The organism is Salipaludibacillus sp. HK11 (assembly GCF_047795645.1).
Lineage (GTDB): Bacteria > Bacillota > Bacilli > Bacillales > Salisediminibacteriaceae > Salipaludibacillus.
In genome coordinates this window covers 3,406,730-3,431,849 of record NZ_CP181045.1, presented here as the reverse complement: position 1 = coordinate 3,431,849, position 25,120 = coordinate 3,406,730, and the positions used below count along the sequence as shown (strand labels likewise).

Below are 25,120 nucleotides of genomic sequence, written 5' to 3'. Positions count from 1 at the left end.
TATGAGCTGCGAGCAAAAAGGCTGTCTTTTCTTCGTCTTTTTGAACTCAGAATGATGAGGGAGGCGAGAGATGTGCACGATTACATCAAAGAGAGAACCATCAAGATAGGAAGGTACATCGTAGAGACGAGAAAAACAGTCCGTACCATTGCAAAGGAGTTTGGCGTGTCTAAAAGCACTGTCCATAAAGACTTGACGGAGCGATTGCCTGAAATAAACCCTGAATTAGCCAGTGAAGTGAAGGGGATCTTAGATTATCACAAGTCGATTCGTCATCTTCGTGGTGGAGAGGCGACGAAAGTGAAATACAGGCAACCAGGAGAAACGGTACGACCCCCTGTTGCAGAACCGAAAGTTTAGCATTCAATCGTCTGGGCAAGCTACAACAATAACACGGAAACACCCACTTTAAATGAGAGTGGGTGTTCCCTTTCTTTCTAAATATCGACGAAAAAGATAAAATACCTACAAAAGAACGAAAAAAATACATATCTTTGTCCTCCGAAACGACATATTGTGGTAAAATATTAGAATGAATGCAAAGAATATACATAAGTGTTCAAAAAAATAGCTTTTTGAACCGAATATAAAAGAACAACGGATAGTATAAGCAGAAGATTTTTACTTAACTGGGGAGGCAATTACAGATGTTTGGAAGGGATATAGGAATAGACTTAGGTACAGCAAACGTGCTCATCCATGTGCGCGGCAGAGGTATCGTCTTAAATGAACCGGCCGTCGTAGCGATTGACACATCGACAAGAAGAGTTCTAGCAGTAGGAGAAGAAGCATTTCGAATGGTCGGTCGAACACCAGGAAACATCGTAGCGATTCGCCCATTGAAAGATGGAGTCATCGCTGATTTTGAAACAACAGAATCAATGTTGAAACATTTCCTTGGAAAAATAAGAGTGAAAAGCTGGTTCGTCAAACCAAGAATCCTCATATGTTGTCCGACCAATATCACTTCCGTTGAACAGAAAGCGATCCGTGAAGCCGCGGAAAAAAGTGGTGGAAAGAACGTATACTTAGAAGAAGAACCGAAAGTTGCTGCAGTTGGAGCAGGCATGGATATCTATCAGCCGAGCGGAAATATGGTAGTTGATATCGGTGGTGGAACAACCGACGTAGCAGTTCTATCGATGGGAGAGATTGTCACAGCCGCATCAATCAAGATCGCTGGCGATCGGTTTGACAGTGACATCCTGAGTTATATTAAGAAGAAGTACAAGCTTTTGATCGGCGAACGAACAGCAGAAACGATTAAAAAAGAAGTTGGAACAGTCTTCCCAGAAGCTCGAGATGAACAAATCGATATTCGTGGACGTGACATGGTTAGTGGTTTACCGAAAACGATCGTCGTCAACTCAGAAGAAGTCCGTATTGCCATGGAAGAAGCGGTAGGACATATCGTTCAAGCAGCAAAAGACGTGCTTGAACAGACGCCACCGGAACTTTCAGCAGACATTATTGATCGCGGCATAATTATTACAGGGGGCGGAGCATATTTACACGGAATAGATCAGCTTCTTTCGACAGAATTAGGAGTACCTGTTTTAATTGCTGAAGACCCAATGGACTGCGTAGCAAATGGAACGGGGATCTTACTAGAAAATTTAGATCGAATAAATAAAAATCGCGTAAAAGTTTAACAAAAACATGCTTTTAGCCGATATAGATAAGATAGAATCTTTTAAAAAGAGGTGAAAGTTTATGTTACGTGGTTTATACGGAGCAGGAGCAGGGATGATCGCTCAGCAGCGCCAACAAGAAATGCTAACAAATAATATGGCGAACGTTGAAACGGCAGGATACAAAGCAGATCAATCATCACTAAGAACGTTCCCAAGTATGATGATTAGAGCCATGGGTACTGACCATACACGTTTTGGTGGATCAAACCAAGTTGGTGAACTAGCTACAGGTGTATACATGCAAGAGCGAACACCAAATTTCCGCCAAGGTGACATGCAGGAGACAGGGAATAATACCGACATTGCTCTCCTACAAGGTCTTGTCCCAACAGATGAAGAAACAAATCAAGATGCATTGCTCGCATTTGAAACGTTAAACGATGATGGAGAACTACGGTACACAAGGAACGGGAACTTCACGATTGATGGAGATGGGTTCCTAACATCATCTGCCGGACACTATATTCTGGGCGTTGACGGCGAACCTATCGATGTGGGGAATGAAAATATCCGTGTCACAAATGAAGGCGAGATTTTTTCCACAGAGGACGAACTGCTTGGACAAATTAATGTTGCGGTGATTCCAGATCCTGCACAATTAGTGAAAGAAGGCGAGGGATTTCTTCGTTATGATGGGGATAACGACATCGTAGCTGCGTTGGATAACGCTGAGGTGACGTACCAACTTCAGCAAGGATTTGTAGAGCGTTCGACAGTAGACGCTGCACAAACGATGACGCAAATGATGACGGCTTTACGCTCGTTCGAGGCGAATCAGAAAGTACTTCAGGCGTATGATCAAAGCTTGGAGCGCACTGTCAATGATGTCGGCCGAGTCGGTTAATGATAAAAATTCTGTGAGCGTCTAGCTCATTATAAAAAAGTAGGTGAGTCAGAGTGAATCAATCGATGATCAATTCAGCTGTAACGATGGGCCAACTTCAACAAAAATTGGATACAACGGGCCACAACTTGGCTAATGCCAATACAACAGGGTATAAACGACGCGATACAAGTTTTTCTGATCTTCTCTTTCAACAGGTGAATAACCAATCAATTGCAGACCTAGAAGTTGGACGAAACACACCAAATGGACTTCGACGCGGATCTGGAGCAGCTGTTGCGCAAACGGCAGTTCGTTTTGAACAAGGGTCATTCCAAACTACAGGACGTGACTTAGATGTCGCGTTAACTCAACCAGGTTTTTTCTTTGAGATCTCGCCAACGGAAGAAGGTGAGCGTCGCTTTACAAGAGATGGTGCGTTTTATTTGAGTCCTAACCCAGCTGCGGCAGACGAGAATTTTCTCGTAGATGCTCAAGGTGAATTTGTCCTGTCCGCAGACGGCGAACCGATCGCATTGCCTACTAATTATGACGCTTTAACGATTACAGGCGAAGGAAATATCCAAGTTACTTTGGAAGATGGGACAGAGGAGAACTTTGGTCAACTGCAACTCGTCAACATCACGAAACCTCAGCTACTATTAAATAACGGAGATAATAACTTTGTTTTTGCTGAGCTTGATGAGTTAGACTTAGGAATCGCTGACGTATTGGATGAAGCAGCAGGAACAGGTGTCTTCCAACAATCGAGCTTGGAAATGTCCAACGTCAACATGGAGAGAGAAATGACAAACATGATCGAGGCACAACGAGCTTTCCAATTTAATTCTCAAGGCATCAGCATTACAGATCAGATGATGGGTCTAGTTACCAACCTACGTTAATTTCGTGTTGTTTTCAAAACTGAGTTAGAATCCGTTGTGCAAAAGCGTTTTGTGCTGTATGATAGTTGGGAATACACGTGAATAGACGAGGAGTTAGTCATGAGCAAAGAGAGAGATCAAAAGTTCCAACCAGAAGAAGGAAAGATTGATTCTTCTGCAACGGATGCTGATCAAATTCAACCATCACAACCAAATAACCACTCAAGAGACGGTGCTGATGACGACTTCATGAGGCCATTCGTTTCTGACAATAATGATACGACAGACGCTAAGCATGAATCCGATGCTGATAAATCTGAAGACGACATTCTCGCAAAAACAGATGAGGATTCTTCCGCACAAGTGAATGAAACCAACGAAGGTGAAAATGATTCGGGTAACGGGGAAGAACCTTCGCCCACACAAGGAGAGGACCCTGACGAGAACTCTGTAGGCGACGAGAGCGCCGGTAAAGACTCTGAAGATCTAGAAGCTGAAGACTCAGTAAGAAGCGAGACAAACGAGTCAGCGGACACTGAGGACATAAGTGAAGCTGAAACGCAGGACGCTGAAGAAACGATCCCATTTGAACATGAGATTGAGAGAGAAAATGAGACCGCAACTGATGAAGCAGACCTAAATGAAGAGGATACGATTGTGATGACACCAATTGCCGAGACAAACGAAGAGGAAGAACAGGCACCAGCAGAGACTGATGAAAAGCAAATGTCTAAGCGAGAACAACGGCGGAAAGATCGGAAACGAGAGAAAAAGAAACCTGGTCGAATTAGGTTAATTCCGATATGGGTTCGTCTTGTTCTGCTCATTGCCGTTTTGTTAGGGAGTGCGATTTTAGGTGCGATGATCGGGTTCGGGATTATCGGTGATGGTGGAAATCCACGAGATGTACTCGAGGAAGACACTTGGTTTCACATATACGATATGATTTTTGATGGAACAGATCGTGAACGTCAGCGTTAATCAAACGTTTCGGGAGCTGGACACGAATACGGAAAGAATCCGTATTCGTGTCCAGCTTCTCTTGTGTCTTGAGCAAAAAAAACGTAAACTTAACAGATAAAGATTTATAGTCAGTTAATATGAGGAGGTAATAAACCTATGTTAGATATTGAAGAAATAAAGGACATTATTCCCCATCGTTATCCATTTTTGTTGGTTGATCGTATTTTGGAAGTAGAAGAAGGTCAGAGAGCTGTTGGCATTAAAAATGTTACGGCAAATGAAGAATATTTTAATGGTCATTTTCCTGATTATCCAGTAATGCCAGGCGTCCTGATCATCGAAGCGTTGGCTCAAGTTGGTGCTGTTGCGATGTTGAAAAAGGAAGAGAATAAAGGTCGACTAGCCTTTTTTGCTGGCATCGATGCTTGCCGATTCAAAGGTCAAGTGAAGCCAGGCGACCAACTACGCTTAGAAGTTGTCATGACTCGCCTACGAGGTTCAATCGGCAAAGGAAAAGCAACTGCATCTGTAGACGGCAAAACCGTCGCCGAAGCTGAGCTCATGTTTGCCTTAGGTGATAAACAAGAATAATAATACGATGAAACGCCGCAACCGGCTGCTTTTGGCCGGTTGTGGCGTTTTTTTGTTGAGGGTTTAGTAGCGGGTGGGTGGCAATGGCAGAATTCATGTTTTTAGCCGTATGAGAAGCGACTTGAGCCCTAAGTGAGCAGGGTTTTGAGTGGAAGGGGCACAAGAGAGAGCAGCTTGAGCCCTATGACGAGTCAATTTGAAAAAGAAAGGTCACAAGAAGAAGCGACTTGAGCCCTATGTGGGCTGGAATATGAAAAGAAAGGTAACAAAAGAGAGAGAGGTCTGACCCCTATACGACAAGATCTCTTAGCGAGTTCTTTTCAGATAAAACAATCCACCACACCGAGATTTCATCCAAACGAGATGAAACGTACCCCTCCTAATCCTTTTCCTTCCGCTTTTAATACCAAATAAGCTTTTAAACAAACGTTTATTTAAGCATGCTCAAACATACGCGACTGTATGCTTGAAAGTAAAAACCGTCTAAAAATAGCTCATTTATGAAAAAATATGGTTTCAGATTGACAAAATATATTTTTATATACATTATTATTGTGATTTAAGCCAAAATACTCAAAAAATGAATAGATGGTAACTCTTACTAACACTGAGTTAATGAAAGCAAATCAAGGTTAAGCAGATTTTGAAATTCTGTGTGAAGAATATGAGAGATTATCTAAAAGCGATTAATTCCGTTTTGAAAGACTGCTTACGTGAAATAGACAGAATAGAAAGATCAGCTATTCGCTAATCAGAATAAATCAACTGTTTTGCTTCATAGGATCCCGAGGAAAACAACGATTTAAATTTCAACAGTGGCATGTAATTGATTATTGCCATTGTTTTAAAATAGATGATCTTCAAAATGTCCACCGCAAAAGGATAAAAAATTGAGGAGGAATAAACATGAAGAAAAAATTAATGGTTACAGCATTGTCAAGTATATTAGCGTTAGGTTTCTTAGGAGCTTGTGGAGAAGTGGAAGACGCACCATTGGATAACGATCCAGGAATGAACGGTGTTGATGGTATGGAAAACAACGGCTTAAATAATGGTGGCATGAATAACGAATAAATGGAGAAGAATATAAAAACAAGGATGACTTTTGAATAACTTAAAGGAAATAAATTATATGCACAAGTTGTTCATGGCATGGAAATTGAAATAAAATTTTATTACAAATTAGATAGTAGGAGGAATTTATAATGAAGAAAAAATTAATGTTAACAGCAATGTCAAGTGTAATGGCGTTAGGTATCCTAGGGGCCTGTGGAAATGCAGAGAACGACCCAATGAACGACCCAATGAACAATGATCCAGCAGTTCCTGATAATGGTGGAATGAACAATGACCTTGAGGGGAATAATGGAATGAATAATGATATGGGAGAAAACGATGGAATGAATAATGACTTGGGAGAAAATGATGGTATGAACAATGACATGAATGATGGCATGAATAACGATCTTGAAGAAAACGAAAATGAACTTAACGGTTAATTTGAAAGAATGAAACAATGCTTTAACAGCTCGATATAGAAAAAAAAAGGAGGGATGAATGATGAAGAAAAAATTTGTATTAACATTACTTTCGAGTATATTGGCTTTAGGTGTTTTAGGAGCATGTGGTGATGTTGAAAACGATCCAATGAATGAAGAACCATTAAATGATGGTGGCGGCATGAATGACGACATGTAAATTGTCAAAACAAAAAGACGTGCTGATGCACGTCTTTTTGTTTCGTTAAGGACTCCATATTGGTGTAATAAAGGGATGAAAGTTTTTGCGATTACTCCTCTCCAATAACTTCATCAGCAATATTAACTGCATGATCTCCTACTCGCTCTAAATTACTTACAATATCTACATAAATAATTCCAGCAGATCCAGTGCATTTGTTCTCATTTAAACGAATGATATGTTTCTTTCGAAGGTCACGCTCCATTTTATCAATCTTTTCTTCTTTTTCAAGAACTGCTCTAGCTTCATTGATATCTTCTGTATCCAAAGCTCGAATGGCTTGTCTTATCGTAGAAATCGTTAATTCAAACATGGTATCTAAATCATCTTTAGCGGATTCAGAAAATTCAACCTTGTTCGTAATTTGATATTCAACAAGTTCCATGATGTTTTCCATATGATCCCCAATCCGTTCAAGATCTCTTACTGTGTTCATTAGCGTATGGTGTACTTTAGAGTCTTGACCAGATATAGAGTGAGAAGAAACTTGGACAAGATAATCTGTAATTTTTTTATCTAAATTGTTTATTGCATCTTCATATTGCGGAATAACTTCCCGATGCTTTTTTGCTTGTGTTTTAAAATAAAGATTAACTTCATTAAGACCTTTCTCCGTTAATTCAGCCATACGTAGAACTTCCTTTTTTCCTTGCCCAATAGCTATTGCCGGAGATTGCCTAATAAATTTTTCATCTAAATGAACAGATTGATATGAAATGGCTGAATCTTGACCAGGAATGATCTTAATGACAACCCATGCTAGCACAGCGATGAAAGGTAACTGAATGATAGCGTTAGAGACATTAAATATTCCGTGCGCAAAGGCAATAGTCATTTCTGGGTTTAATCCTAAGCTATCACGAATGTATTCGACTAAGACGGTAAACGGCCTTAAAACAATTAAAACTATGGTTGCTCCAATCAAGTTAAATATCACATGTGTTAATGCTGCACGTTTAGCAGCAATTGATGCCCCTATTGCCGCGAAGACTGCTGTAATCGTTGTACCGATGTTATCACCGAAAAGAACAGGTAATGCAGCATCTAAATCCATTAAACCTTGTCCAAACAAAGTTTGTAGTAAACCAATTGCAGCTGTTGAACTTTGCACAGCCACCGTGAAAACCGTTCCAATTAAAACACCTAATAATGGATTGTCACTCATAGTTATCGTTAAATCAGTAAAAGCTTGCAAGTCTCTTAGTGGTCTAAGACCATCACTCATGAAATTAAGGCCTAAAAATAAGGCACCAAAACCGAAAATAACCTCACCGTAATTGTTCAGTTTTCTATTTTTAAAGAAGAAAATTAAGAATGCACCTACAGCAACAATAGGGAGTGCATATGCTGAAATTTTTATTCCTATAATAAATGCAGTTACAGTTGTTCCTATATTTGCCCCAATAATAACCCCAATTGCTTGCCTTAATGTCATAAAACCAGCATTGACTAAGCCAATTGTTAAGACAGTTGTACCTGTACTCGTTTGAAGTAAGACAGTTACAATAATTCCTGAAAGCATACCCATAACTGGATTTGTCGTAAAACGGTCAAGGAGGTCTCGAAGTCCATCACCGGCAACTTTTTGTAATCCATCACCGAGATACTTGATCCCAAATAAAAATATTCCCAAACCTCCAATAAACATAAACAGTACCGCTTGTATATCCACTTCAACATCCATCCCTTGTAAAAATTTCGACATGTTTCATCATATTATGATACTGTTCACATCATATATAAATATAATGTGAATGTAAATCGAGATAATGTTAAGGTTTTGTAAATTTTGTGTAAAGATTGAGGTTTTTATGTATATAACAGAATAAAATCAATCTACCTAAGTTGAATTATAGAATAATGCACACTTATAAAACGATAAGGAAGATAAATGAAAAGTTCTTAGTATAAGAATTCCCACCATATGCTGAAAAAATAAAAGTTATATAATGTAAAAAATAAGAAAGAATTTGATAAATTATGGAAAAGTGTCTAAAAGTAGTAAAACCTATTGCCTAAGTAATTTCTTAGAGTTAAACTAAGCTAAGTTAATCAAAGGAAAGAGATTAACGGTATGAGAGCACAGTATCTAAATTAGTAGATCTCATACCAACTAGGAAAAATCAGGAGGAATGAATTATGAAGAAGAAATTATCACTTTCACTATTATCAGGCGTTTTGGCATTAGGTGTATTGGCAGCTTGTGGCAACAACGACGACGCAGAAAACAATGATGCGGTTGACAACAATGCAGATGTTGAAACAGAAGTTAACAACGATGCTGCTAACAACGAAGTAGAAGTAGAACTGAACGAAGAAGAAGAAGCTAACGAATAGTATTTTACAACTATCCAAAGAGGTGGGCATTTGCCCACCTCTTTTTTTGTTATTTATAACAGAATAAAAGGGACGCACCTAGAGTTCCTGACCTCATATCTTCTACTTTGTATAGGCATTAATGGAATCCAATCTTTATATACTAATTTTCGCTCTTTAAAAATTATTTAGAGGGTTATGTTGAATAAAGGCATTCGATTTAATAAATAGATTATTATCCGGAAAATACTGGTGATTTTCATCATAATTCACTTTTCAAATTACCGTATTAAAAAAACAAAACAAAAAAACAAGCAGAATCTCCTTGGGACGAAGGAAAACCGCTTGTTTTTCTGTTTTCGAAGGACCGTTCCTTCGAATATATATAAGTCAATGATAGGGGGGAGAGATGAAAGTGGTGGATTTCAACTCCTATTCTAAGTTTACCCACCTATAAAATAAATCAAACATATAGTTTTACAATAATTATAAAAATCTGTGAATGCAATAAGATAATGTGCAAAAAGGTGGGTGGATAAAGACCTTATAACGAGAATAAACGAAGTGGGTGGATATATTTACCTTAATTCGGTCTAAAAGACATGACTATTTACCAAACATACGAAAATAGGACATTGGAACCTACTAAACTTACAGATAATTTGTTAGAATTAGCACAAAGACTAGTCTGTTATCACTATTTTTGTTCTCTATTGTGAAAAAAATAATATAAAAGAGGTGAATGAATGTCTTATTCTAAGTCAAAAGTTCGATCGTCAATTTTTGTTTCTGCAGCGGCATTCGGTGCGGTCATCGTTGCACCAAATATAGCAGAAGCATCATTTGGTGAAAATACCTTACGATTTGGTATGGAAGATGAAGAAGTGAAAGTATTGCAAGAGAAATTAAAAGATGAAGGATACTTTACCTTTCACACAGCAACTGGCTACTTCGGAGAAATCACACGAACGGCAGTGAAAAGTTTTCAAAAAGAACATCGTCTTTCACAAGATGGCATCGTCGGTCCGCAAACATTCAGTGTGTTAAATGGCAATCGTTCCAGTACTAACTCATCCACCTCCTCAAATAAGAAAGAATCTTCTAATAATGAGTCGTCAGCAGATACATATACTGAATCTGGTACATCGTCATCTCTTTCGAAGATTAGCAACACGAGTCAGGTAATGAGAAACGGTACACGAAACGGAGATGTCTCTAGACTTCAAGCTTATTTAAAAAAAGCAGGTTTCTATGAGCATCCGGAAATTACAGGAATCTACGGTAACATGACACAGCAGGCTGTTCGAAAGTTTCAGCAGGCACGTGGGTTAACTGTAGATGGACTTGCTGGGCCTAATACGTTCACTATGGTGAACAAAGAAATCTCAGGGACTAGTCCGACGAAGTCGACAGAAGCGTCTTCTAGTGCGCCGGAAAATAATTCTTCAGAAACCGTATCAAACAACAGTGGTTCATCTGATCTTTCTGGTGTCGTTTTGAGACAAGGTGCTAGAGGCAAGCAAGTAGAACAATTACAAAAAAAGTTGAAAGATTTAGGCTTTTACACGTCTTCAATTGACGGATCCTATGGTCCATTAACAGCAGAAGCCGTTCGAAAGGTACAACGACAGGCAAGTATTTCTGTAGATGGTGTTTTTGGTCCGCAAACGTACAAGCAATTAAATAAAGGTGAATCTAGTAACTCGTCAAATGGTTCGTCAAACGGGTCATCAAATTCATCTTCCTCCAGCTCGGCACTAAAAGAGGGGAGTCAAGGATCTAATGTAACAGAACTTCAAAATATGTTAAGGGCTACAGGTCACTTTAATCAGCAACCTACTGGCTATTTTGGTTCTGTCACAAAAGAAGCGGTGAAAAAGTTCCAAAGTCAATGGGATTTAGTTTCTGATGGTATCGCGACAACATCGACGTTGAACAAGCTTGAAGAAGTTGCAGCGATCCACATGAGTGAATCATCGTCCAATTCAGGATCAAAACAAAGTTTCGATGTGATGAATTTGGTTGCCGATGCTTCGAATTATATCGGTGTGCCTTATTTATGGGGAGGAACAACGGCGTCTGGGTTTGATTGCAGCGGCTTTATTCAACATGTCTTCCGTAATAACGGTGTGAATATACCAAGGACAGTCGCACAGCAATGGAATGCTGGAACGTCCGTATCAACCCCAAAAGTAGGGGATGTCGTATTTTTTGAAACATACAAATCAGGTCCTTCTCACAATGGTATCTATATTGGAAACAATAAATTCGTCCACAGTGGATCTTCAACTGGGGTAACGACAACCAGTATGAGTAATAGTTACTGGGCCCCACGTTATTTGGGTGCTAAACGTATGAATTAACGATTAATTGTGATCAAGCTGTATGCTACGTTTTATTAGCATATGGCTTGTTTTGCTAAATAGCTATAGTATTGGTAATGGTAATAGTATTTGTTATGTTGAGAGAATAAGGTTTTAAAGAGGTGAGTTTATGGTAAAAAAAATAACAGCTTTATGCATATTATTTTTGTCGGTAATGATGGTTCACAATATCGAAGTCAAAGGGGAAGAGGATGGAATAATAGGGAATCCAACACCTACTCCAGAATTAGGGGAACCACTACCAGTTCATACAGTTGAAGACGAAGAAAATAATAATGAACAAGAAGACCAAAAGCGAGAAGAAGGAGAAGGTGAGCCACAAGAAGAACAAGAGCGAGAAGAAAGAGAACATGATCAACAGGAAGAGCAAGAACGTGAAGAACAACAGGGACCACAAAACCAGCAAAATCAACAAAGTGAAGAACAAGAAGTACAATCCAATAATAATCCTTCTGGAAGCGGAAGCACAACAAATAATAATCAGACAAATAGTGTAGGTTCACAAGTCGAGTCTAATACGCCTTCTAATAATACAATTTCTGATGATTCGAATAATAGTAGCAATGAATTGAATGAAAGTGAAACAGAGGAAGTAGAAAACGAAGATACAAATGAAGCATTAAATCATGAAATAATTTATGAAACATACAAGATGGATAAAACAAAAGTAGAAAACAATGATGATAATAAATTGAAGACTGACATTAATATGGAAAAACAAGAAGAAGCAGCAGAAGAACTAGCAAAAGAAGAGAGAGATGAAGAAATTTTAAGTGCTAGTGAAGCTCAATCTACTGGATCATCTTTTCAGATGTTAGCCATTGGTACAAGTTTGTTAGTTGTTATAGGTGGAGGTACGTTTTGGTGGATAAGACGTGAGATAAAGGCTTAACGTTGGTGGATCCAAAGATGAATAGTACCTTTTAAAACTGCTCACCCTCGTGAAGGGAACGAAACATGTGGGAGCGTGTCCTTCCCGAGAGAACCCTCATTTAAAAGGAACCCAAACTCTCATTCCCATTTAACTCCACCTTCAAATTCTCATCATAAACCAAAAACCTCCTGGACAAGGAGGTTTTTTGGGGTGGAACTATAATGTTTATAAAATATATTATCGGGAAAAGGGATTATATAGTTAGCTAGATGATTATCATGTTGTATAGTAGATTGAATGTAATTTAATGTCATATTAAAGCTTTCTATCAATAGTCTAGTTTCAGCAAATAAGCGTATATATTTCGCTAAACTTTAAATTATAGACTACCAGCACCAACGTATGAATTGCTCCAATAACCACTATTCATGTTGGAAATTGTCACGCCAGTAGAAGAACCAGAGTGGATAAACTGACCTCCACCTAGGTAGATACCGTTATGAGATGGTCCGCCTCCTGATGGCGCGAAAAAGACAATGTCGCCAGCTTGTGGGTTAGATACTTTTGTTACAGTTGCCCACATTTGAGCTACTGTACGTGGAATGCTCTTTCCATGTTGGTTGTAAACATAATTGATAAATCCACTGCAGTCGAAACCAGCAGTTGTAGTTCCACCCCACTGATATGGTGTACCGATAACGCTTCTCGCTGTTGTAAGCATTGCACTTGTTGCACCGCCGGTTGAATTACTAACATGTGTTGCAGTGTTTGAACTTGAATTAGAGCTAGATGATGAACCTGAACTAGCTGTTGAGCCTGAATTACTAGAAGATCCACTAGAGCTAGAATTACCATTAATTGCACTATAAGTTTGTGGTCCAGCAATGCCATCTACAGAAATACCAGCACTGCGTTGGAAATCACGAACTGATTGTGCGGTTTTTGGACCAAATACACCATCAACATTACTTCCAGAATTATAACCACGGTCAGATAATGCTCTTTGTAACTGACGAACTTGGTCTCCACGCGAACCAGAGCGTAAAACTGTATTAAACGAAATCGTAGATCCGCTTGAATTACTTACTTGTGTAGCACTTGATCCACCACTTGATACTCCTAAAGCATTGAACGTTTGAGGTCCAGCAATGCCATCTACAGAAAGACCATTGCTACGTTGGAAATTACGAACTGCTTGATTTGTAATGGAACCGAAATAACCTGTTGACGTGTGATATGTAAAATGCCCTGTGTCCCGCAAAGCATCCTGCAACTCGGATACGTCCCCGTGTCTTGTTCCTTCACGTAATGTTTGATCCCCTAAGGCCGCATCGAAAGCTGTCGGCATAGCGAACAAACTGCCAGCTAAAATAACACTCATAACTACTCTTTTCATAAACTTAACTCTCCCCTTGTTTGTTGTTTTCTAATTGATTACAAGAGTAAGTCTATCGAATATTAAACCTTAAAACAATAGAATCTCAGATTAGTTAACGAACTATAATCTCTCTGTAAAACTTGTAATATAACTTGATGATATTTGACTACTTTATGTAATGATACTGTTATATAAATCGGGACAATTAGACAAATAACGACAAAAACAGCTATAAAATTCCTTTATCCATAGTTTTTCCAAAGCAATGCAAAAAAAGAAGCTTAGCGCAATAAATGCACTAAACTCCTTATCCTTATATGAAATAATACGATTTTATCTAAAGTAATTAATAAAACCATCGCGAATTGCCTCAGCTGAACGGTCACGATAACTACTAGATCGTAACTTAGTTGCATCACCTGCATGATCCATAAAACCAACTTCCAAAAGTGCACTAGGAATTTCAGTTTTTGCGATTACAACGAAAGCTCGATGACTGAAAACACCACGATTATGAGTCCCCATTTTAGCAAGAGTAGCATTTTGCATAGCATGTGCTAACCGTTCACTATTTCTTGCCTCATGTCTGCCGTACCAGAACGTCTCTGTGCCATTTGCTGACCCGTTGAAAATGTTAGCATGGACGCTTACAAAAGCATCTGCACCAGAAGTGTTAGCAATTGCGGCTCTTTCATCTAACGTCAAGAAAACGTCCGTAGTTCTGGTCATGATAACACTCGCTCCAGCTTCTCGGAGGAGTTTCTCAGCTCTGAGACTAACATCTAGGGCAAAATCTTTCTCTAGCATTCCACCGCCAATTCCACCAGAGTCGCGTCCTCCGTGACCAGCATCAAGAATAACCGTCTTTCCCGCTAATGGTCCAGTTGCCTCGGTAATATAAGTACCTGAAACATAACCAATACCACCATCAAAAGCAACTTTGTACCAACCGTTACTTTCTTGATGAATTATTTGAACAACCGTGTTTGCAGAAAGTTGACCTACTCTTTCACTATTCGCTGTTGGTGCTTTTCTGATGTTTAAATTACTAGCTGTAACAATACCGTGCGTACTACTATTAAGCGAAGCGACTAGTTGATTCACTAGTTCCCAAGTCGGTTCATCAGCAATCCCGTTAACGGCAAGACCATGATCAGCTTGAAAGTCTTTCACTCGTTTTTCAGTAAATGACCCAAATAAAGTGGTTACTGAGATATTTCCATACCCAAGACGGTTTAAGCTTTCCTTGAGAATTTTAGTGTTCTCGTGCCTTTTGCCAAGTTGAAATGAACTATTTTTTAGTTCATCTATTTTAGCAAATGTAGGCTCATCGGCAATACCGTTCACAACAAGTCCGTAATACCTCTGGAAATCTTCTACTTTTTGCTTTGTATAGCTTCCATATAAAGTGGAGACTAGAATGTTTCCAAAACCTAAAGCATTAAGATCATTTTTTAGATCAATTGAGCCATCATGACGCTCTCCTTCACGGAAAGGACTAGTAAAGACTTCATTGATCTTAGCTTGAGTTGGTTTATCAAGAATCCCATTCACTCTTAAACCGTAATAGTCTTGGAGCTCTTTGACTTTCTGCTCCGTATATGAGCCGAAAAGAGTCGTCACAGTAATATACCCAAAGCCAATATTATTCATTTGATCCTTAATGTTCAACAAGTCATTATGACGTTTCCCTTCTTGGAGAGAGCTGTTTAACAACGAGTCAATTTTGTTTAAGGTAGGTAGATTCGCTTTCCCTGTCGCTTCCAAACCATAGTACTCTTGGAAACTACGAACTTGCTGAGCGGTGAAAGAGCCATACAAATCAGACACTAGTATATTTCCAAAGCCTAATTTATTTAACCCTTCTTTCATATCAATAACTCCAGGGTTGCGGTTACCTTCTGTAAATCCTTTTTCAAATGTGTGCTCGATGGCCAGTTGAGTTTTCTCATCGATGATCCCATTAACTGGTAGGTCATGGTCTTGCTGGAATGACCGGATGCGTGATGCCATCCATGAACCGTAGTTCTCTGTCACTAAAATATGACCGTAACCAGTCCAGTTTAATTTCTGTTTAAGCTCAATTAAATCTTCATGGTTGCGCCCTTCTTGCAGTGGGCTGTCAAGTAGCTCATTCATCATTGCCCACGTCGCATCATTTGCAACTCCCGTAGGGCTAAGACCGTACGTTTCTTGGAAAGATGCAACCTGTCGTTTCGTAAAAGAGCCGTACAAATCAGATACAAGGATTGGTCCAAAGCCTAATAGATTCAATCCTTCTTTCAGTTCAATCGTATCAGGGTGACGGACACCTTCTCTAAAAGGTGTATCCAATACGGATTCCAATTTGTTTAACGTTTGTACATTCGCTTCACCGGTTACTTCCAACTCGTAATACTCTTGGAATTGACGGACACGAGTCGACGTAAAGGAACCATAAAGGTCTGAAACGAGAATACCGCCAAAACTTGTTTGATTTAACATCTCTTTTAAATCTACGATACTCGCATGTCTATTGTTGACTTTAAAAATACTAGCAAATGTTTCGTTAATCTTTGCTTCCGTGACAGGTTCAATAATGCCACTGACAGCAAGATTATGATCTCGTTGGAACGCTTTTACACGGGACTCCATCCAAGAACCAAAGTTTTCTGTCACTAATATTTGACCGTAGTCCATCCAGTTCAATTTCACTTTGAAACCAGCTAAGTCTGAGTTGCTTTTCCCTTTTTGATAAGGGTGGTCCAAGATACTATCTAGTTTTTCGAATGTTGCTTCATCCGCTACACCAGTCACTGATAAACCGTAATAGTCTTGGAACGCTCTAACTTGTGTTTCTGTGAAATTCCCAAAATTCTCGGTCACAGTGATGTACCCAAACCCGATTTGGTTTAAGCCTTCTTTTAATTCAATGATTTTCTCATGAGAATCACCCAACTCGAAACCTGAATTAATGGAAGCATTCATCACTTTTGTTTCTAATTCTTCAGTCTCATCTTCGGAGTCCTTGCCTTCCGAATCAACTTCCGAATTATTCTCTGAAGATTCACCATCATTATTTTCTGAAGGGATCTCGTCATCAGAAAGGTCATCTGTTGGCTCTTTTACGTCTGTTGAATTTTTTTTCTCAGATTCAAGACTATCTTCAGTCTCCCCCATATCAATCTCGTCTTGTGTAAGTTCTTCCGAAACATCAGAATCATCCTCTTTGTTTAGCTCATTTTCTTCTTCCTCTTCAACGATATTTGTGTTCTCATCGTTGTTTGCAGCTTCAGATTCTGAATTTGCAAGAACAGAGTCCAAGGAAGAAAACATCAAAGTGAAGATTAAGAAACCTACGAATAGAAGCTTATGAAGTTTTTTTTCTACCATTTGATATGTATACTCCTCCTTTATAGTGATATTTGTAGACGCATAGCTGATGGAAAAGTAAGTGTTTTATCAAGTTGACAATTTTCATAATTAAGTGGAATATGCGCTAACACCCCAATTATCACTATAGTGAACAAAAAAAGCAAGGGACTATTGTAGATGTATGGGAGTATTTCGGTAAAAATGTCAAAATTATATTAGTTTTGTCAAGTGCCGTAAGCGCAATTGTTTATTTGGTTCTTAAAACGGGGAAGATACAAATGATATAGTTCTGCAATAACCAATAGATTCAATATAGTGATCACACACCTAAGAATAAAGGAGAATAAAAAAATGGAAAATACGAAAGTTGAAACTGAAAAAGTAGAACTTCTTGATAATTTATCGAAAGATGTTGTTTTGGATATTAGTGGTTTTAAATTATGTTCATATCTCGTAGCCCTTGAGGGTTGGAGACGTGGATTGAAACTCACCTGGTATAAAGATGAAACAGAATTATGTAAATTGGATCGAATGAATAGCAGTACACAGGGGAAATTTTTCTCACTTTCATCCAAAAATCAAGAACATTATTTTTTTAGATCAAGAGGAGATGAAGTTTCCAATAGGTCTGTGAGAATTTGCCAAAATAAAGAAAAAACAAAAGCAACTCTTAATAAAAAAAATGTACCAATTCCAATTGGAGAAGTATTTGATACAAATAATGACGAGAAAATACTGAGTTATGCTAAAGAAGTTGGATTTCCTATCGTAGCAAAACCTTTAAAGGGGAGCATGGGAAAAGGGGTTTACACAAATATACAAAATGAAGATGAACTAAAAGAGGTCCTTATTGATTTAAAATCTCTAAATAATTACCCTGAATATATTATTGAGAAATATTATCCAGGGAAAGAGTATCGAATATACGTTGTAGGAAATAAAGTGGTTGGTGCCACGAATAGAATCCCAGCAAATGTGATTGGAGATGGTGAAAAGACAATTAAAAAACTTATAGAAGATAAAAACGAGGCAAGAAAAGGAAATCCATATTTAGCTCCAAAACCGATTAAAGTTGACTATGAAGTGGTTTCCTGTATGAAAAGAGTAGGGTACGATGTAAATAGTGTTCCGAAAAGTGGAGAGCAAGTTTTCTTGAGAGAAAAGAGCAATTTGTCCTCAGGTGGAGATCCAATTGAAGCGACGGACGAATTATCAAAAGATATTAGACAAATGGCTGTAGATGCTCTTAAAGCTTTGCCTTCTATTCCTCATGCAGGGGTGGATATTATTGTAGATCCAACATCAAATGATCAAGGCGTCGTGTTAGAAGTGAATGCGACAGCAGAAATAGGTTTTCACTTATACCCTTGGAGCGGTAAAGCTAGAGACGTACCAGAAGCAATAATTAGTTATTACTTCCCGGAAACGGAAAAGGTTCAAAAATCAAGTTTTTACTTTGATTATCACAGCGTAATAGAACCACTAAAAAGTTGGGCTTCTGATGAAGTTACTGTTGCACGTCCGCCCTCTAGCAAAATATATGGCAGAAAATTTGTCGTATCAGGGAAGATCCAAAAGGTAGATTATTTAGCTTGGATTAAAAGGCAAGCGCTTCGAAAAAATTTACATGGTTCCGCGCGTTACGTCGATGGTGGTGAAGTTGAAATTCGAATCTTGAGTAATAACGAAAAAGACGTAAGTGAATTTATAGATACATGTTATAAAGGTTCTAAAAAATCAGAAGTAAAAAAAGTGAACCAATACAATATAGACTTATCTGAATCCTTTAAAATTGGATTTACAATTTAAAGTAAATAGTTTCTATCATCGTCGTAGAAGCGCATTAGAGTTTTCCATATACTAACACGAAGAGCCATTCTTATAATTCTGTTGAGTTATCGTCACTCAGTAGTTTTAGTGGAATGTGCTCTTTTTTTATTATTTCGAAAGGGAATAGTTGCATATAAAAGGAAAATAGAAACATAATATGACAAATTATATGATATAATTGTTTATTGAAGCTTACTAAATAAATGCACGTAAACTACCAAAATTGATCAAACTTGCAACAAAGAAAAGAAATGAAAAGATAGGTTCCAAGAGCAAATTCGACTTTCAAAATTGTCAGAAAATTTTGATTTTCAAAAAGTAGTAGCAGGGTTCGAGAAGCTACGGATAATTAAGGAGGCACGTTAAAAGTAGTGGAAAAATTACTTTAAGAAGGATTAGCTAGATGATGGAAGGTGAAACCTGTTTTGACAATAGCTAAGTAGAATTTCATTAAGACAAAAGCATTGAGGAGTGTTTTATATGAAAGGAAATAGTGAGAACTGGTTACCTCATTTAGAAAATGCCATTCCAACTAAAGGATTTAGCAAGAAGCTTAGTGGGTTTGCAATAGGACTAGAAGGATGGAGGAGGGGGCTTGAATTAGAAATTGCACACCACAAAAGCGACATCTATAAAGCTCGTTATTATTATTCACTTTCATTAGGAGATAAAAAATATACATTTGCTTCTTCTAAGGGAGAGGTTGTTTCAGATGAAGCTTACCGAATATGTGATGATAAGGCTTTAACGAAAAAGTATTTAAAAGAGAGTAATATTCCGACCCCAGAAGGTAAGGAGTTTTCTGTAGGCTATTCTATCGATGAAATCATTAAAACTGCAAAAGAGATCGGGTTCCCGGTAGTTTTGAAGCCTCTAAATGAAAATGGGGGACAAGGAGTTTTCGTTAATATAGAAACGATAGACCGTTTAAAAACGGTAATATCGGTCCTGGAAAATGAATTAGGGTTTAAAGAAATCCTAATAGAAAAATTTATTTCAGGAGAAGAATACAGGGTAGTTGTTATTGAGAATGAAGTTGTAGGAGCTATGCATAGAGATCCAGCAAATGTTATTGGTGATGGTAAGACAACCCTTGAAGAATTAATTATACAAAAAAATAATATTAGGAAAAAAAACCCTCATTTAAATAGTCGTTTAATTAAACTTGATAAAGAATTAATTTATTATATTGAATCTATTGGCCTTTCATTAAGTGCTACTCCAAGAAAGAATCAAAAAGTATACTTGAAAAAGACAAGCAATTTAACATTAGGTGGCGATTCAATAATAATATCTGAATTGAATGATAACTTGAAAGAAATCGCGATAAATGCTACTAAGGCTATTCCAAATTTAAATGTCTCTGGTGTTGATATGATAGTAGATACTAATAGAATGGAAGCTGTCGTTATTGAAGTAAATGCCAGTCCAGGACTAGGTGGACACCTTTTCCCTGTAGTTGGTGAAGCGGAAGACATTCCAAAAGCGATGATAGATCATTGTTTTCCAGAAACGAAAGAATTTGCAAGATCTAACTTATATGTTGATTTTGACAATGTATTGTCACAAATTAGGGATGGGGGAGTTAAAAGTCTTACTATTCTTCCGCCGGAAAAGAATGTCGATTATTCTAAAAAATTTAAAGTATATGGTAATGTACAAGGTGTCGGGTATAGAAAATGGGTCAAAACTTTGGCTGATAAACTGAAGATTCATGGATACGTGAAAAATATAAGTGATGGAAGTGTAAGCGTTGTCGCAGCTTCAAGTAGTAGAGAAGTTCTTGTTGAGTTGGAAAGTAAATTAAGTGAAGGCCCTAAAAAGGCAATTGTAGAAAAGGTAAGAACAATTGGATGGACAAAACCGGTTAATGTAGGCTTTGATATAAAAGAAAATTCTACAACTTTAATGATGAAGTTAAGAACTGATTATGAAGAGAAAAACCTGGAACTTAACGAAATTCATAGAGAAAATAACAAGTTAAAAATTGACTATAAAAAAATAAAAAAAGAAAGAGATAAAATTAAAGAGGATTATATTAAATTTAAGAATAGTAGGTTTTGGAAAGCGTCAGCCCCTTTTAGAAACGTATTAGATTATGTCAAGAAATTTTAATGGTATTAATAATTTCGCTTCAGGATGCTGCTCTGATTACTCGTCGTAGATAAATGTGCTCGCTTTTCAGCAGGCAAAAGCTGAGGCCTCCTAGGGGAAACCATCCCTGTGGGGCTTCAGCTTTTGCTTTTCCTACTAAAGTCGCCAATTTCACTTTTAAAAGTTACTATTTTATATGAAAACTATGTTACCGATTCAGGAACAAAATATTATACTTACATGTTTCATGATATAATGGGCTATTGAATCCCTACTAAATGAACAGAATGATATGGAGAGGACATCATAACATGCCAAAAGTGAAAATTCTATTTTTTATATATGAAATGGGTGCAGGTGGTGCTGCTCGTACGCTTCTAAATATCATGAATAATTTAGACCGCGAGAAGTTTCAGCCGGTACTTGTTACATTAAACTTTGACGGATCATATGAGAAAGATCTCAAAGACGATGTTAGCTTCATTAAACTGCCGACGAAAAGGTTAAGTAGATCAATCTTCAAATTAGCAGCAATTATAAGAAACGAAAAGATAGACTTGGTTTTCAGCACGATTCCAAGAGTGAATACGATCGCAACAATTGCCAATAAATTATCGTTTACGAAAAGCAGGAATGTCGTTCGTGAAGCTGATAACTTAGGAGGCACATTAAAAGAAGACCTCCAACTACTTTTTTTCGGCTTCATTTACCGTCTCTCGAACCAAGTGGTATCACTATCAGAAGGTGTAAAGAATAATTTGGTCGAGAAATACAAACTAAAACCTGATAACATTAAGGTTATTTACAATCCCGTTGACTTAAAAAAAATCGAACAGCAGTTAATAGAAGCAATGCCACCAAATCACAATGAAATATTTCAGACCGATGAAAAAATAATCGTCACCGCTGGACGTCTCGTCAAACAGAAAGACCAGCGTACGTTGTTTGAAGCATTTAAGAAAGTACAAGCGAAGGTTGTCTCGCGACTTGTCATCTTAGGAGAAGGTCCATTGGAAACGGAACTAAAAGTACTAGCTGAAGAAAATGGCATGTCAGATCGGATCCATTTCATAGGTTTTCAACAAAACCCGTATAAGTATATTCATCAAGCAGACTTGTTTGCGCTCAGTTCAAAACACGAAGGATTCAGCCATGTCATCGCAGAGTCACTGGCGACTGGAACGATGGTAGTCTCGACAGATTGTAAATCAGGACCTTCGGAAGTATTGGACAAGGGGAAGTATGGCTATTTATGTGAAGTAGGAAACGCCGATGAGATGAGTCAACAAATGATCGAAGCATTGACGTTATCAGAACAACGAAAGCAGATGACCATCGAAAATGGTATAAAAAGAGCGAAAGATTTCGATGCGACCATCATCGTGAAGCAATATGAAAAAGTATATCTTGATGTACTAAGTAAGTAGTTGGGGAAGGTGACCACATGAGTGATAAAGGCAAAGTCGTACATATATCAACGGTTCATCACCCGATGGACCCACGGATCATGTTGAAAGAATGCCAATCTCTTGCCAAGATGGGGTTCGATGTCACACTAGTCGTGAAAGAAACAGAAGGTGTACCGACAGAATTATCCGGAGTGAAACTAATTTTTTTGAAAAAATATCATAGAAGATTCTTGAGCATGTTCTTATCTCCTATCGAAGCTTATCGAAAGGCAAAGAAGTTAGAAGCGGACTATTATCATTTCCATGACCCGGAGCTATTGCCAGTCGGGCGGATGCTAAAAACCAAAAACAACACGGTCGTTTATGATGTTCATGAAGACTATGAGAGTGGCATTGTGACACGAGATTACTTTAATAAAGCAATTAGACTCGGATTAAGTAAAATATATAAGATGATAGAAAGAGTCACAGTTAACCCAATGAAAGTTGTGTTAGCGGAAAAATATTATCAAGAAAAATACCCTAATGGAACATGTATCTTGAATTATCCAAAGGTCGATGATCAGAAATTGGCAAAAGTCGACAGAAACCTTTCGGGGAAACATCACCTGTTATATACTGGGAACGTGACTGAAGACCGTGGCGCTTTATTGCATGCAATTCTACCGGCACTTGATCCGACGATTCGAGTCCATCTAATTGGAAAATGTTCTAGCAACCTTTATGGAGCGATGAAAAGTATTGCTGGAGAGCATGCAGACCGTTTGTCAGTGACGGGAATTGATCAGTTTATTACAAAGGACATTATTGATAACACGTATAAACAAGATTGTTGGCTTGCAGGTGTAGCAATTTTTCCTGATTCGGACCACTATCGAAGAAAAGAATTGACGAAGTTTTTCGAGTATATGCTTGCTGGGTTGCCAATAATTTGTTCGGGTTTTCCAATGTGGAAAGAATTTATTGATAAATATCAATGTGGCATTACAGTGGATCCTGATAACAAGGAAGAAATGAAACGAGCTATTACATATTTAAAAGAAAACCCGTTAGAAGCGAAAAAAATGGGTGAGAATGGTAGAATAGCCGTATTAAAAGAACTTAATTGGGAAGCAGAAGCAACCAAGTTGAAAGACGTTTATTTACAAGAAGAAAAATAATATATACTAGTGGAGAGAATTTTATGAATTCACGTAACAACATCCAACCGAAAGTGTCCGTGATCACACCTTCCTACAATTCAGAACGGTACATAGGGAAGACAATTGAATCAGTGATTAATCAGACGTACCAAAACTGGGAAATGATCATTGTCGATGACGCTTCGTCTGACGAAACGGTTCCACTGATTAATCAATACAAAAAAGAGGACAGTCGTATTCACGTCATTGCACTCGAAGAAAACAAAGGAGCGGCAAACGCACGGAATGTCGCAATCCAACAGAGTGAGGGACGTTTTATCGCCTTTTTAGATAGTGACGATGAATGGATGGCTGAAAAGTTGCAGAAACAAATACAGTTTATGTTAGAGAAAGACATTGCTTTTTCTCACACGACTTACTGGGTCGTTGATCAATCAAATCAGTTCCTAAATCAAAGTGAAAAAATAGCCTCAACAACAACGTACAAGGATTTATTGAAGCAAAATACGATCGGTTGTTTGACGGTGATGTTAGATAAAGAAAAACTTGGACAAGTCCAGATGGTCGATATCCGAGCGAGGCAAGATTATGTTCTCTGGTTGGAAATTACGAAAAATGGTAATCTGGCTTATGGCATCAACGAATGTCTCGCAAAATACAGAGAAATAAGTAGTTCGTTATCAAGTAATAAATGGAACATGGCAAAGCTAAATTGGCAAGTATATCGTGACATAGAGAAATTTAGTTTGCCAAAAAGTTTATGGTACTTTGCTCACTTTGCGGTAAACAAAACAAGAAAATACATGAAATAACAGGTATGTTTCAATGAGAATAGGCGGTGTCTAAAGAGAGTATGAGAATGTATATTGATGAAATGATAAAAAGAAAAGATTTATTAATTTATTTAGTTAAATCTGGCTTAAAAGCAGAACATAGAAATAGTTATTTAGGTTACTTCTGGTGGCTGCTAGATCCTTTATTAAATGTCGTTGTCTATTATTTTCTCGTTTCAGTCGTTTTGGGGCGAGGAGGACCAGAGGGAGAAAGTTTTGCAGTATTTCTCGTGATAGGTTTGATTTCATGGAGATGGATTAGTACAACAATCAATACATCGTCCAAATCTATTCTTAAATATTCGTCGATTATCAATCAAGTGTATTTACCGAAATCTATTTTTCCTTTATCGTTCACATTTACACAGATGTTTAACTTTGCTTTTGGGCTTGTCGTCATTGCAGTATTTCTTGTGGTGAATGGCGTGATCCCAGGTTGGCAAATTATTTATTTGCCATTTATTATTCTCGTACAATTAATCTTTTTAATTGCAATTAGTTTTATCCTTGCATACGTGACAGTGTTTATCAGAGATATGGATCATTTATTATCTCATATAACGAGAGTATTTTTCTACTCCTCACCAATCATTTGGCATGGTAGCAGACTGCCAGATAAATATAGTTGGGCGGTCGATATTAACCCAGTTGCGATTATTATTACGTCCTACCGGGATATATTGATGTATAACTCGTCGCCGAATGTGAGTGGTTTGGCGGTTATCGGGGTAGTCAGCCTTCTAGTATCTATTCTTACACTGTATTATTACAGCAAAAATGAACACAAAATCATAAAAGCATTATAAAGAGG

Annotated in this window: 21 protein-coding genes; 18 read left to right on the top strand and 3 right to left on the bottom strand. The window is 37.9% G+C overall.

Annotated elements, in window-relative coordinates; all coding sequences use genetic code 11:
- Window positions 1-72: 72 nt before the first annotated feature.
- The 9 genes from spoIIID to ACM26V_RS16015 all read left to right on the top strand — a co-directional run bounded on the left by spoIIID (window position 73) and on the right by ACM26V_RS16015 (window position 6,653).
- Entirely contained in the window at window positions 73-360 is a 288-nt protein-coding gene (spoIIID, locus tag ACM26V_RS16055; RefSeq protein ID WP_416147738.1) for a sporulation transcriptional regulator SpoIIID, read from the top strand.
- A gap of 287 nt (window positions 361-647) precedes the next feature.
- Window positions 648-1,652, top strand: coding sequence for a rod shape-determining protein (locus ACM26V_RS16050; RefSeq protein WP_416147737.1), 1,005 nt, complete (start codon window positions 648-650; stop codon window positions 1,650-1,652).
- Between the two features lie 61 nt (window positions 1,653-1,713).
- Window positions 1,714-2,538, top strand: a complete 825-nt coding sequence (locus tag ACM26V_RS16045; RefSeq protein ID WP_416147736.1) for a flagellar hook-basal body protein — start codon at window positions 1,714-1,716, stop codon at window positions 2,536-2,538.
- A 53-nt stretch (window positions 2,539-2,591) separates the two neighbouring features.
- Window positions 2,592-3,422: a flagellar hook-basal body protein gene (locus ACM26V_RS16040; protein ID WP_416147735.1), complete on the top strand. Its 831-nt coding sequence runs from the start codon at window positions 2,592-2,594 to the stop codon at window positions 3,420-3,422.
- Between the two features lie 99 nt (window positions 3,423-3,521).
- On the top strand, window positions 3,522-4,382 hold the full coding sequence (locus ACM26V_RS16035; RefSeq protein ID WP_416147734.1) for a DNA-directed RNA polymerase subunit beta: 861 nt from the start codon (window positions 3,522-3,524) through the stop codon (window positions 4,380-4,382).
- Window positions 4,383-4,520: 138 nt separating this feature from the next.
- On the top strand, window positions 4,521-4,955 hold the full coding sequence (fabZ, locus tag ACM26V_RS16030) for a 3-hydroxyacyl-ACP dehydratase FabZ (RefSeq protein WP_416147733.1): 435 nt from the start codon (window positions 4,521-4,523) through the stop codon (window positions 4,953-4,955).
- 906 nt (window positions 4,956-5,861) lie between these two features.
- The gene (locus ACM26V_RS16025; protein ID WP_416147732.1) at window positions 5,862-6,029 is read left to right on the top strand and encodes a hypothetical protein; all 168 of its coding nucleotides are present in this window, start codon (window positions 5,862-5,864) and stop codon (window positions 6,027-6,029) included.
- A gap of 131 nt (window positions 6,030-6,160) precedes the next feature.
- Entirely contained in the window at window positions 6,161-6,454 is a 294-nt protein-coding gene (locus ACM26V_RS16020; RefSeq protein ID WP_416147731.1) for a hypothetical protein, read from the top strand.
- Between the two features lie 58 nt (window positions 6,455-6,512).
- On the top strand, window positions 6,513-6,653 hold the full coding sequence (locus ACM26V_RS16015; protein ID WP_416147730.1) for a hypothetical protein: 141 nt from the start codon (window positions 6,513-6,515) through the stop codon (window positions 6,651-6,653).
- Between the two features lie 91 nt (window positions 6,654-6,744).
- Here the strand turns inward: ACM26V_RS16015 and ACM26V_RS16010 are convergent, their stop codons facing one another.
- On the bottom strand, window positions 6,745-8,400 hold the full coding sequence (locus ACM26V_RS16010) for a Na/Pi cotransporter family protein (RefSeq protein WP_416147729.1): 1,656 nt from the start codon (window positions 8,398-8,400) through the stop codon (window positions 6,745-6,747).
- Between the two features lie 434 nt (window positions 8,401-8,834).
- Between ACM26V_RS16010 and ACM26V_RS16005 the strand changes: the two genes are divergently transcribed.
- The 3 genes from ACM26V_RS16005 (at window position 8,835) to ACM26V_RS15995 (ending at window position 12,287) form a co-directional block, all read left to right on the top strand.
- Window positions 8,835-9,032, top strand: coding sequence for a hypothetical protein (locus tag ACM26V_RS16005; protein WP_416147728.1), 198 nt, complete (start codon window positions 8,835-8,837; stop codon window positions 9,030-9,032).
- A gap of 725 nt (window positions 9,033-9,757) precedes the next feature.
- Window positions 9,758-11,374, top strand: a complete 1,617-nt coding sequence (locus tag ACM26V_RS16000; RefSeq protein WP_416147727.1) for a peptidoglycan-binding protein — start codon at window positions 9,758-9,760, stop codon at window positions 11,372-11,374.
- Window positions 11,375-11,504: 130 nt separating this feature from the next.
- Window positions 11,505-12,287 (top strand): hypothetical protein, encoded by a 783-nt coding sequence (locus ACM26V_RS15995; RefSeq protein WP_416147726.1) that lies wholly within the window; start codon window positions 11,505-11,507, stop codon window positions 12,285-12,287.
- A 361-nt stretch (window positions 12,288-12,648) separates the two neighbouring features.
- Here ACM26V_RS15995 and ACM26V_RS15990 read toward each other — a convergent pair whose 3' ends face one another.
- Together ACM26V_RS15990 and ACM26V_RS15985 are read right to left on the bottom strand one after the other, a co-directional pair.
- Window positions 12,649-13,665: a peptidoglycan-binding protein gene (locus ACM26V_RS15990; RefSeq protein WP_416147725.1), complete on the bottom strand. Its 1,017-nt coding sequence runs from the start codon at window positions 13,663-13,665 to the stop codon at window positions 12,649-12,651.
- A gap of 315 nt (window positions 13,666-13,980) precedes the next feature.
- Entirely contained in the window at window positions 13,981-17,019 is a 3,039-nt protein-coding gene (locus ACM26V_RS15985) for a peptidoglycan-binding protein (RefSeq protein WP_416147724.1), read from the bottom strand.
- Between the two features lie 333 nt (window positions 17,020-17,352).
- Between ACM26V_RS15985 and ACM26V_RS15980 the strand changes: the two genes are divergently transcribed.
- The 6 genes from ACM26V_RS15980 to ACM26V_RS15955 all read left to right on the top strand — a co-directional run bounded on the left by ACM26V_RS15980 (window position 17,353) and on the right by ACM26V_RS15955 (window position 25,115).
- Entirely contained in the window at window positions 17,353-18,810 is a 1,458-nt protein-coding gene (locus ACM26V_RS15980) for an acylphosphatase (RefSeq protein WP_416147723.1), read from the top strand.
- 501 nt (window positions 18,811-19,311) lie between these two features.
- Window positions 19,312-20,946, top strand: a complete 1,635-nt coding sequence (locus ACM26V_RS15975) for an acylphosphatase (protein WP_416147722.1) — start codon at window positions 19,312-19,314, stop codon at window positions 20,944-20,946.
- Between the two features lie 290 nt (window positions 20,947-21,236).
- A complete protein-coding gene (locus ACM26V_RS15970; RefSeq protein ID WP_416147721.1) occupies window positions 21,237-22,352 on the top strand; it encodes a glycosyltransferase in 1,116 nt (371 codons plus the stop codon).
- A gap of 17 nt (window positions 22,353-22,369) precedes the next feature.
- A complete protein-coding gene (locus ACM26V_RS15965; RefSeq protein ID WP_416147720.1) occupies window positions 22,370-23,494 on the top strand; it encodes a glycosyltransferase family protein in 1,125 nt (374 codons plus the stop codon).
- Between the two features lie 23 nt (window positions 23,495-23,517).
- The gene (locus ACM26V_RS15960) at window positions 23,518-24,288 is read left to right on the top strand and encodes a glycosyltransferase family 2 protein (protein WP_416147719.1); all 771 of its coding nucleotides are present in this window, start codon (window positions 23,518-23,520) and stop codon (window positions 24,286-24,288) included.
- Between the two features lie 41 nt (window positions 24,289-24,329).
- A complete protein-coding gene (locus tag ACM26V_RS15955) occupies window positions 24,330-25,115 on the top strand; it encodes an ABC transporter permease (RefSeq protein WP_416151897.1) in 786 nt (261 codons plus the stop codon).
- Window positions 25,116-25,120: the final 5 nt, after the last annotated feature.

Excerpts from the sequence above, each read along its gene's own strand:
- ACM26V_RS16050 (WP_416147737.1), top strand. The coding sequence starts at position 648 with ATGTTTGGAAGGGATATAGGAATAGACTTAGGTACAGCAAACGTGCTC.
- ACM26V_RS16045 (WP_416147736.1), top strand. The coding sequence starts at position 1,714 with ATGTTACGTGGTTTATACGGAGCAGGAGCAGGGATGATCGCTCAGCAG.
- ACM26V_RS16035 (WP_416147734.1), top strand. The coding sequence starts at position 3,522 with ATGAGCAAAGAGAGAGATCAAAAGTTCCAACCAGAAGAAGGAAAGATT.
- fabZ (WP_416147733.1), top strand. The coding sequence starts at position 4,521 with ATGTTAGATATTGAAGAAATAAAGGACATTATTCCCCATCGTTATCCA.
- ACM26V_RS16025 (WP_416147732.1), top strand. The coding sequence starts at position 5,862 with ATGAAGAAAAAATTAATGGTTACAGCATTGTCAAGTATATTAGCGTTA.
- ACM26V_RS16020 (WP_416147731.1), top strand. The coding sequence starts at position 6,161 with ATGAAGAAAAAATTAATGTTAACAGCAATGTCAAGTGTAATGGCGTTA.
- ACM26V_RS16015 (WP_416147730.1), top strand. The coding sequence starts at position 6,513 with ATGATGAAGAAAAAATTTGTATTAACATTACTTTCGAGTATATTGGCT.
- ACM26V_RS16010 (WP_416147729.1), bottom strand. The coding sequence starts at position 8,400 with ATGTCGAAATTTTTACAAGGGATGGATGTTGAAGTGGATATACAAGCG.
- ACM26V_RS16005 (WP_416147728.1), top strand. The coding sequence starts at position 8,835 with ATGAAGAAGAAATTATCACTTTCACTATTATCAGGCGTTTTGGCATTA.
- ACM26V_RS16000 (WP_416147727.1), top strand. The coding sequence starts at position 9,758 with ATGTCTTATTCTAAGTCAAAAGTTCGATCGTCAATTTTTGTTTCTGCA.
- ACM26V_RS15995 (WP_416147726.1), top strand. The coding sequence starts at position 11,505 with ATGGTAAAAAAAATAACAGCTTTATGCATATTATTTTTGTCGGTAATG.
- ACM26V_RS15990 (WP_416147725.1), bottom strand. The coding sequence starts at position 13,665 with ATGAAAAGAGTAGTTATGAGTGTTATTTTAGCTGGCAGTTTGTTCGCT.
- ACM26V_RS15985 (WP_416147724.1), bottom strand. The coding sequence starts at position 17,019 with ATGGTAGAAAAAAAACTTCATAAGCTTCTATTCGTAGGTTTCTTAATC.
- ACM26V_RS15980 (WP_416147723.1), top strand. The coding sequence starts at position 17,353 with ATGGAAAATACGAAAGTTGAAACTGAAAAAGTAGAACTTCTTGATAAT.
- ACM26V_RS15975 (WP_416147722.1), top strand. The coding sequence starts at position 19,312 with ATGAAAGGAAATAGTGAGAACTGGTTACCTCATTTAGAAAATGCCATT.
- ACM26V_RS15970 (WP_416147721.1), top strand. The coding sequence starts at position 21,237 with ATGCCAAAAGTGAAAATTCTATTTTTTATATATGAAATGGGTGCAGGT.
- ACM26V_RS15965 (WP_416147720.1), top strand. The coding sequence starts at position 22,370 with ATGAGTGATAAAGGCAAAGTCGTACATATATCAACGGTTCATCACCCG.
- ACM26V_RS15960 (WP_416147719.1), top strand. The coding sequence starts at position 23,518 with ATGAATTCACGTAACAACATCCAACCGAAAGTGTCCGTGATCACACCT.
- ACM26V_RS15955 (WP_416151897.1), top strand. The coding sequence starts at position 24,330 with ATGAGAATGTATATTGATGAAATGATAAAAAGAAAAGATTTATTAATT.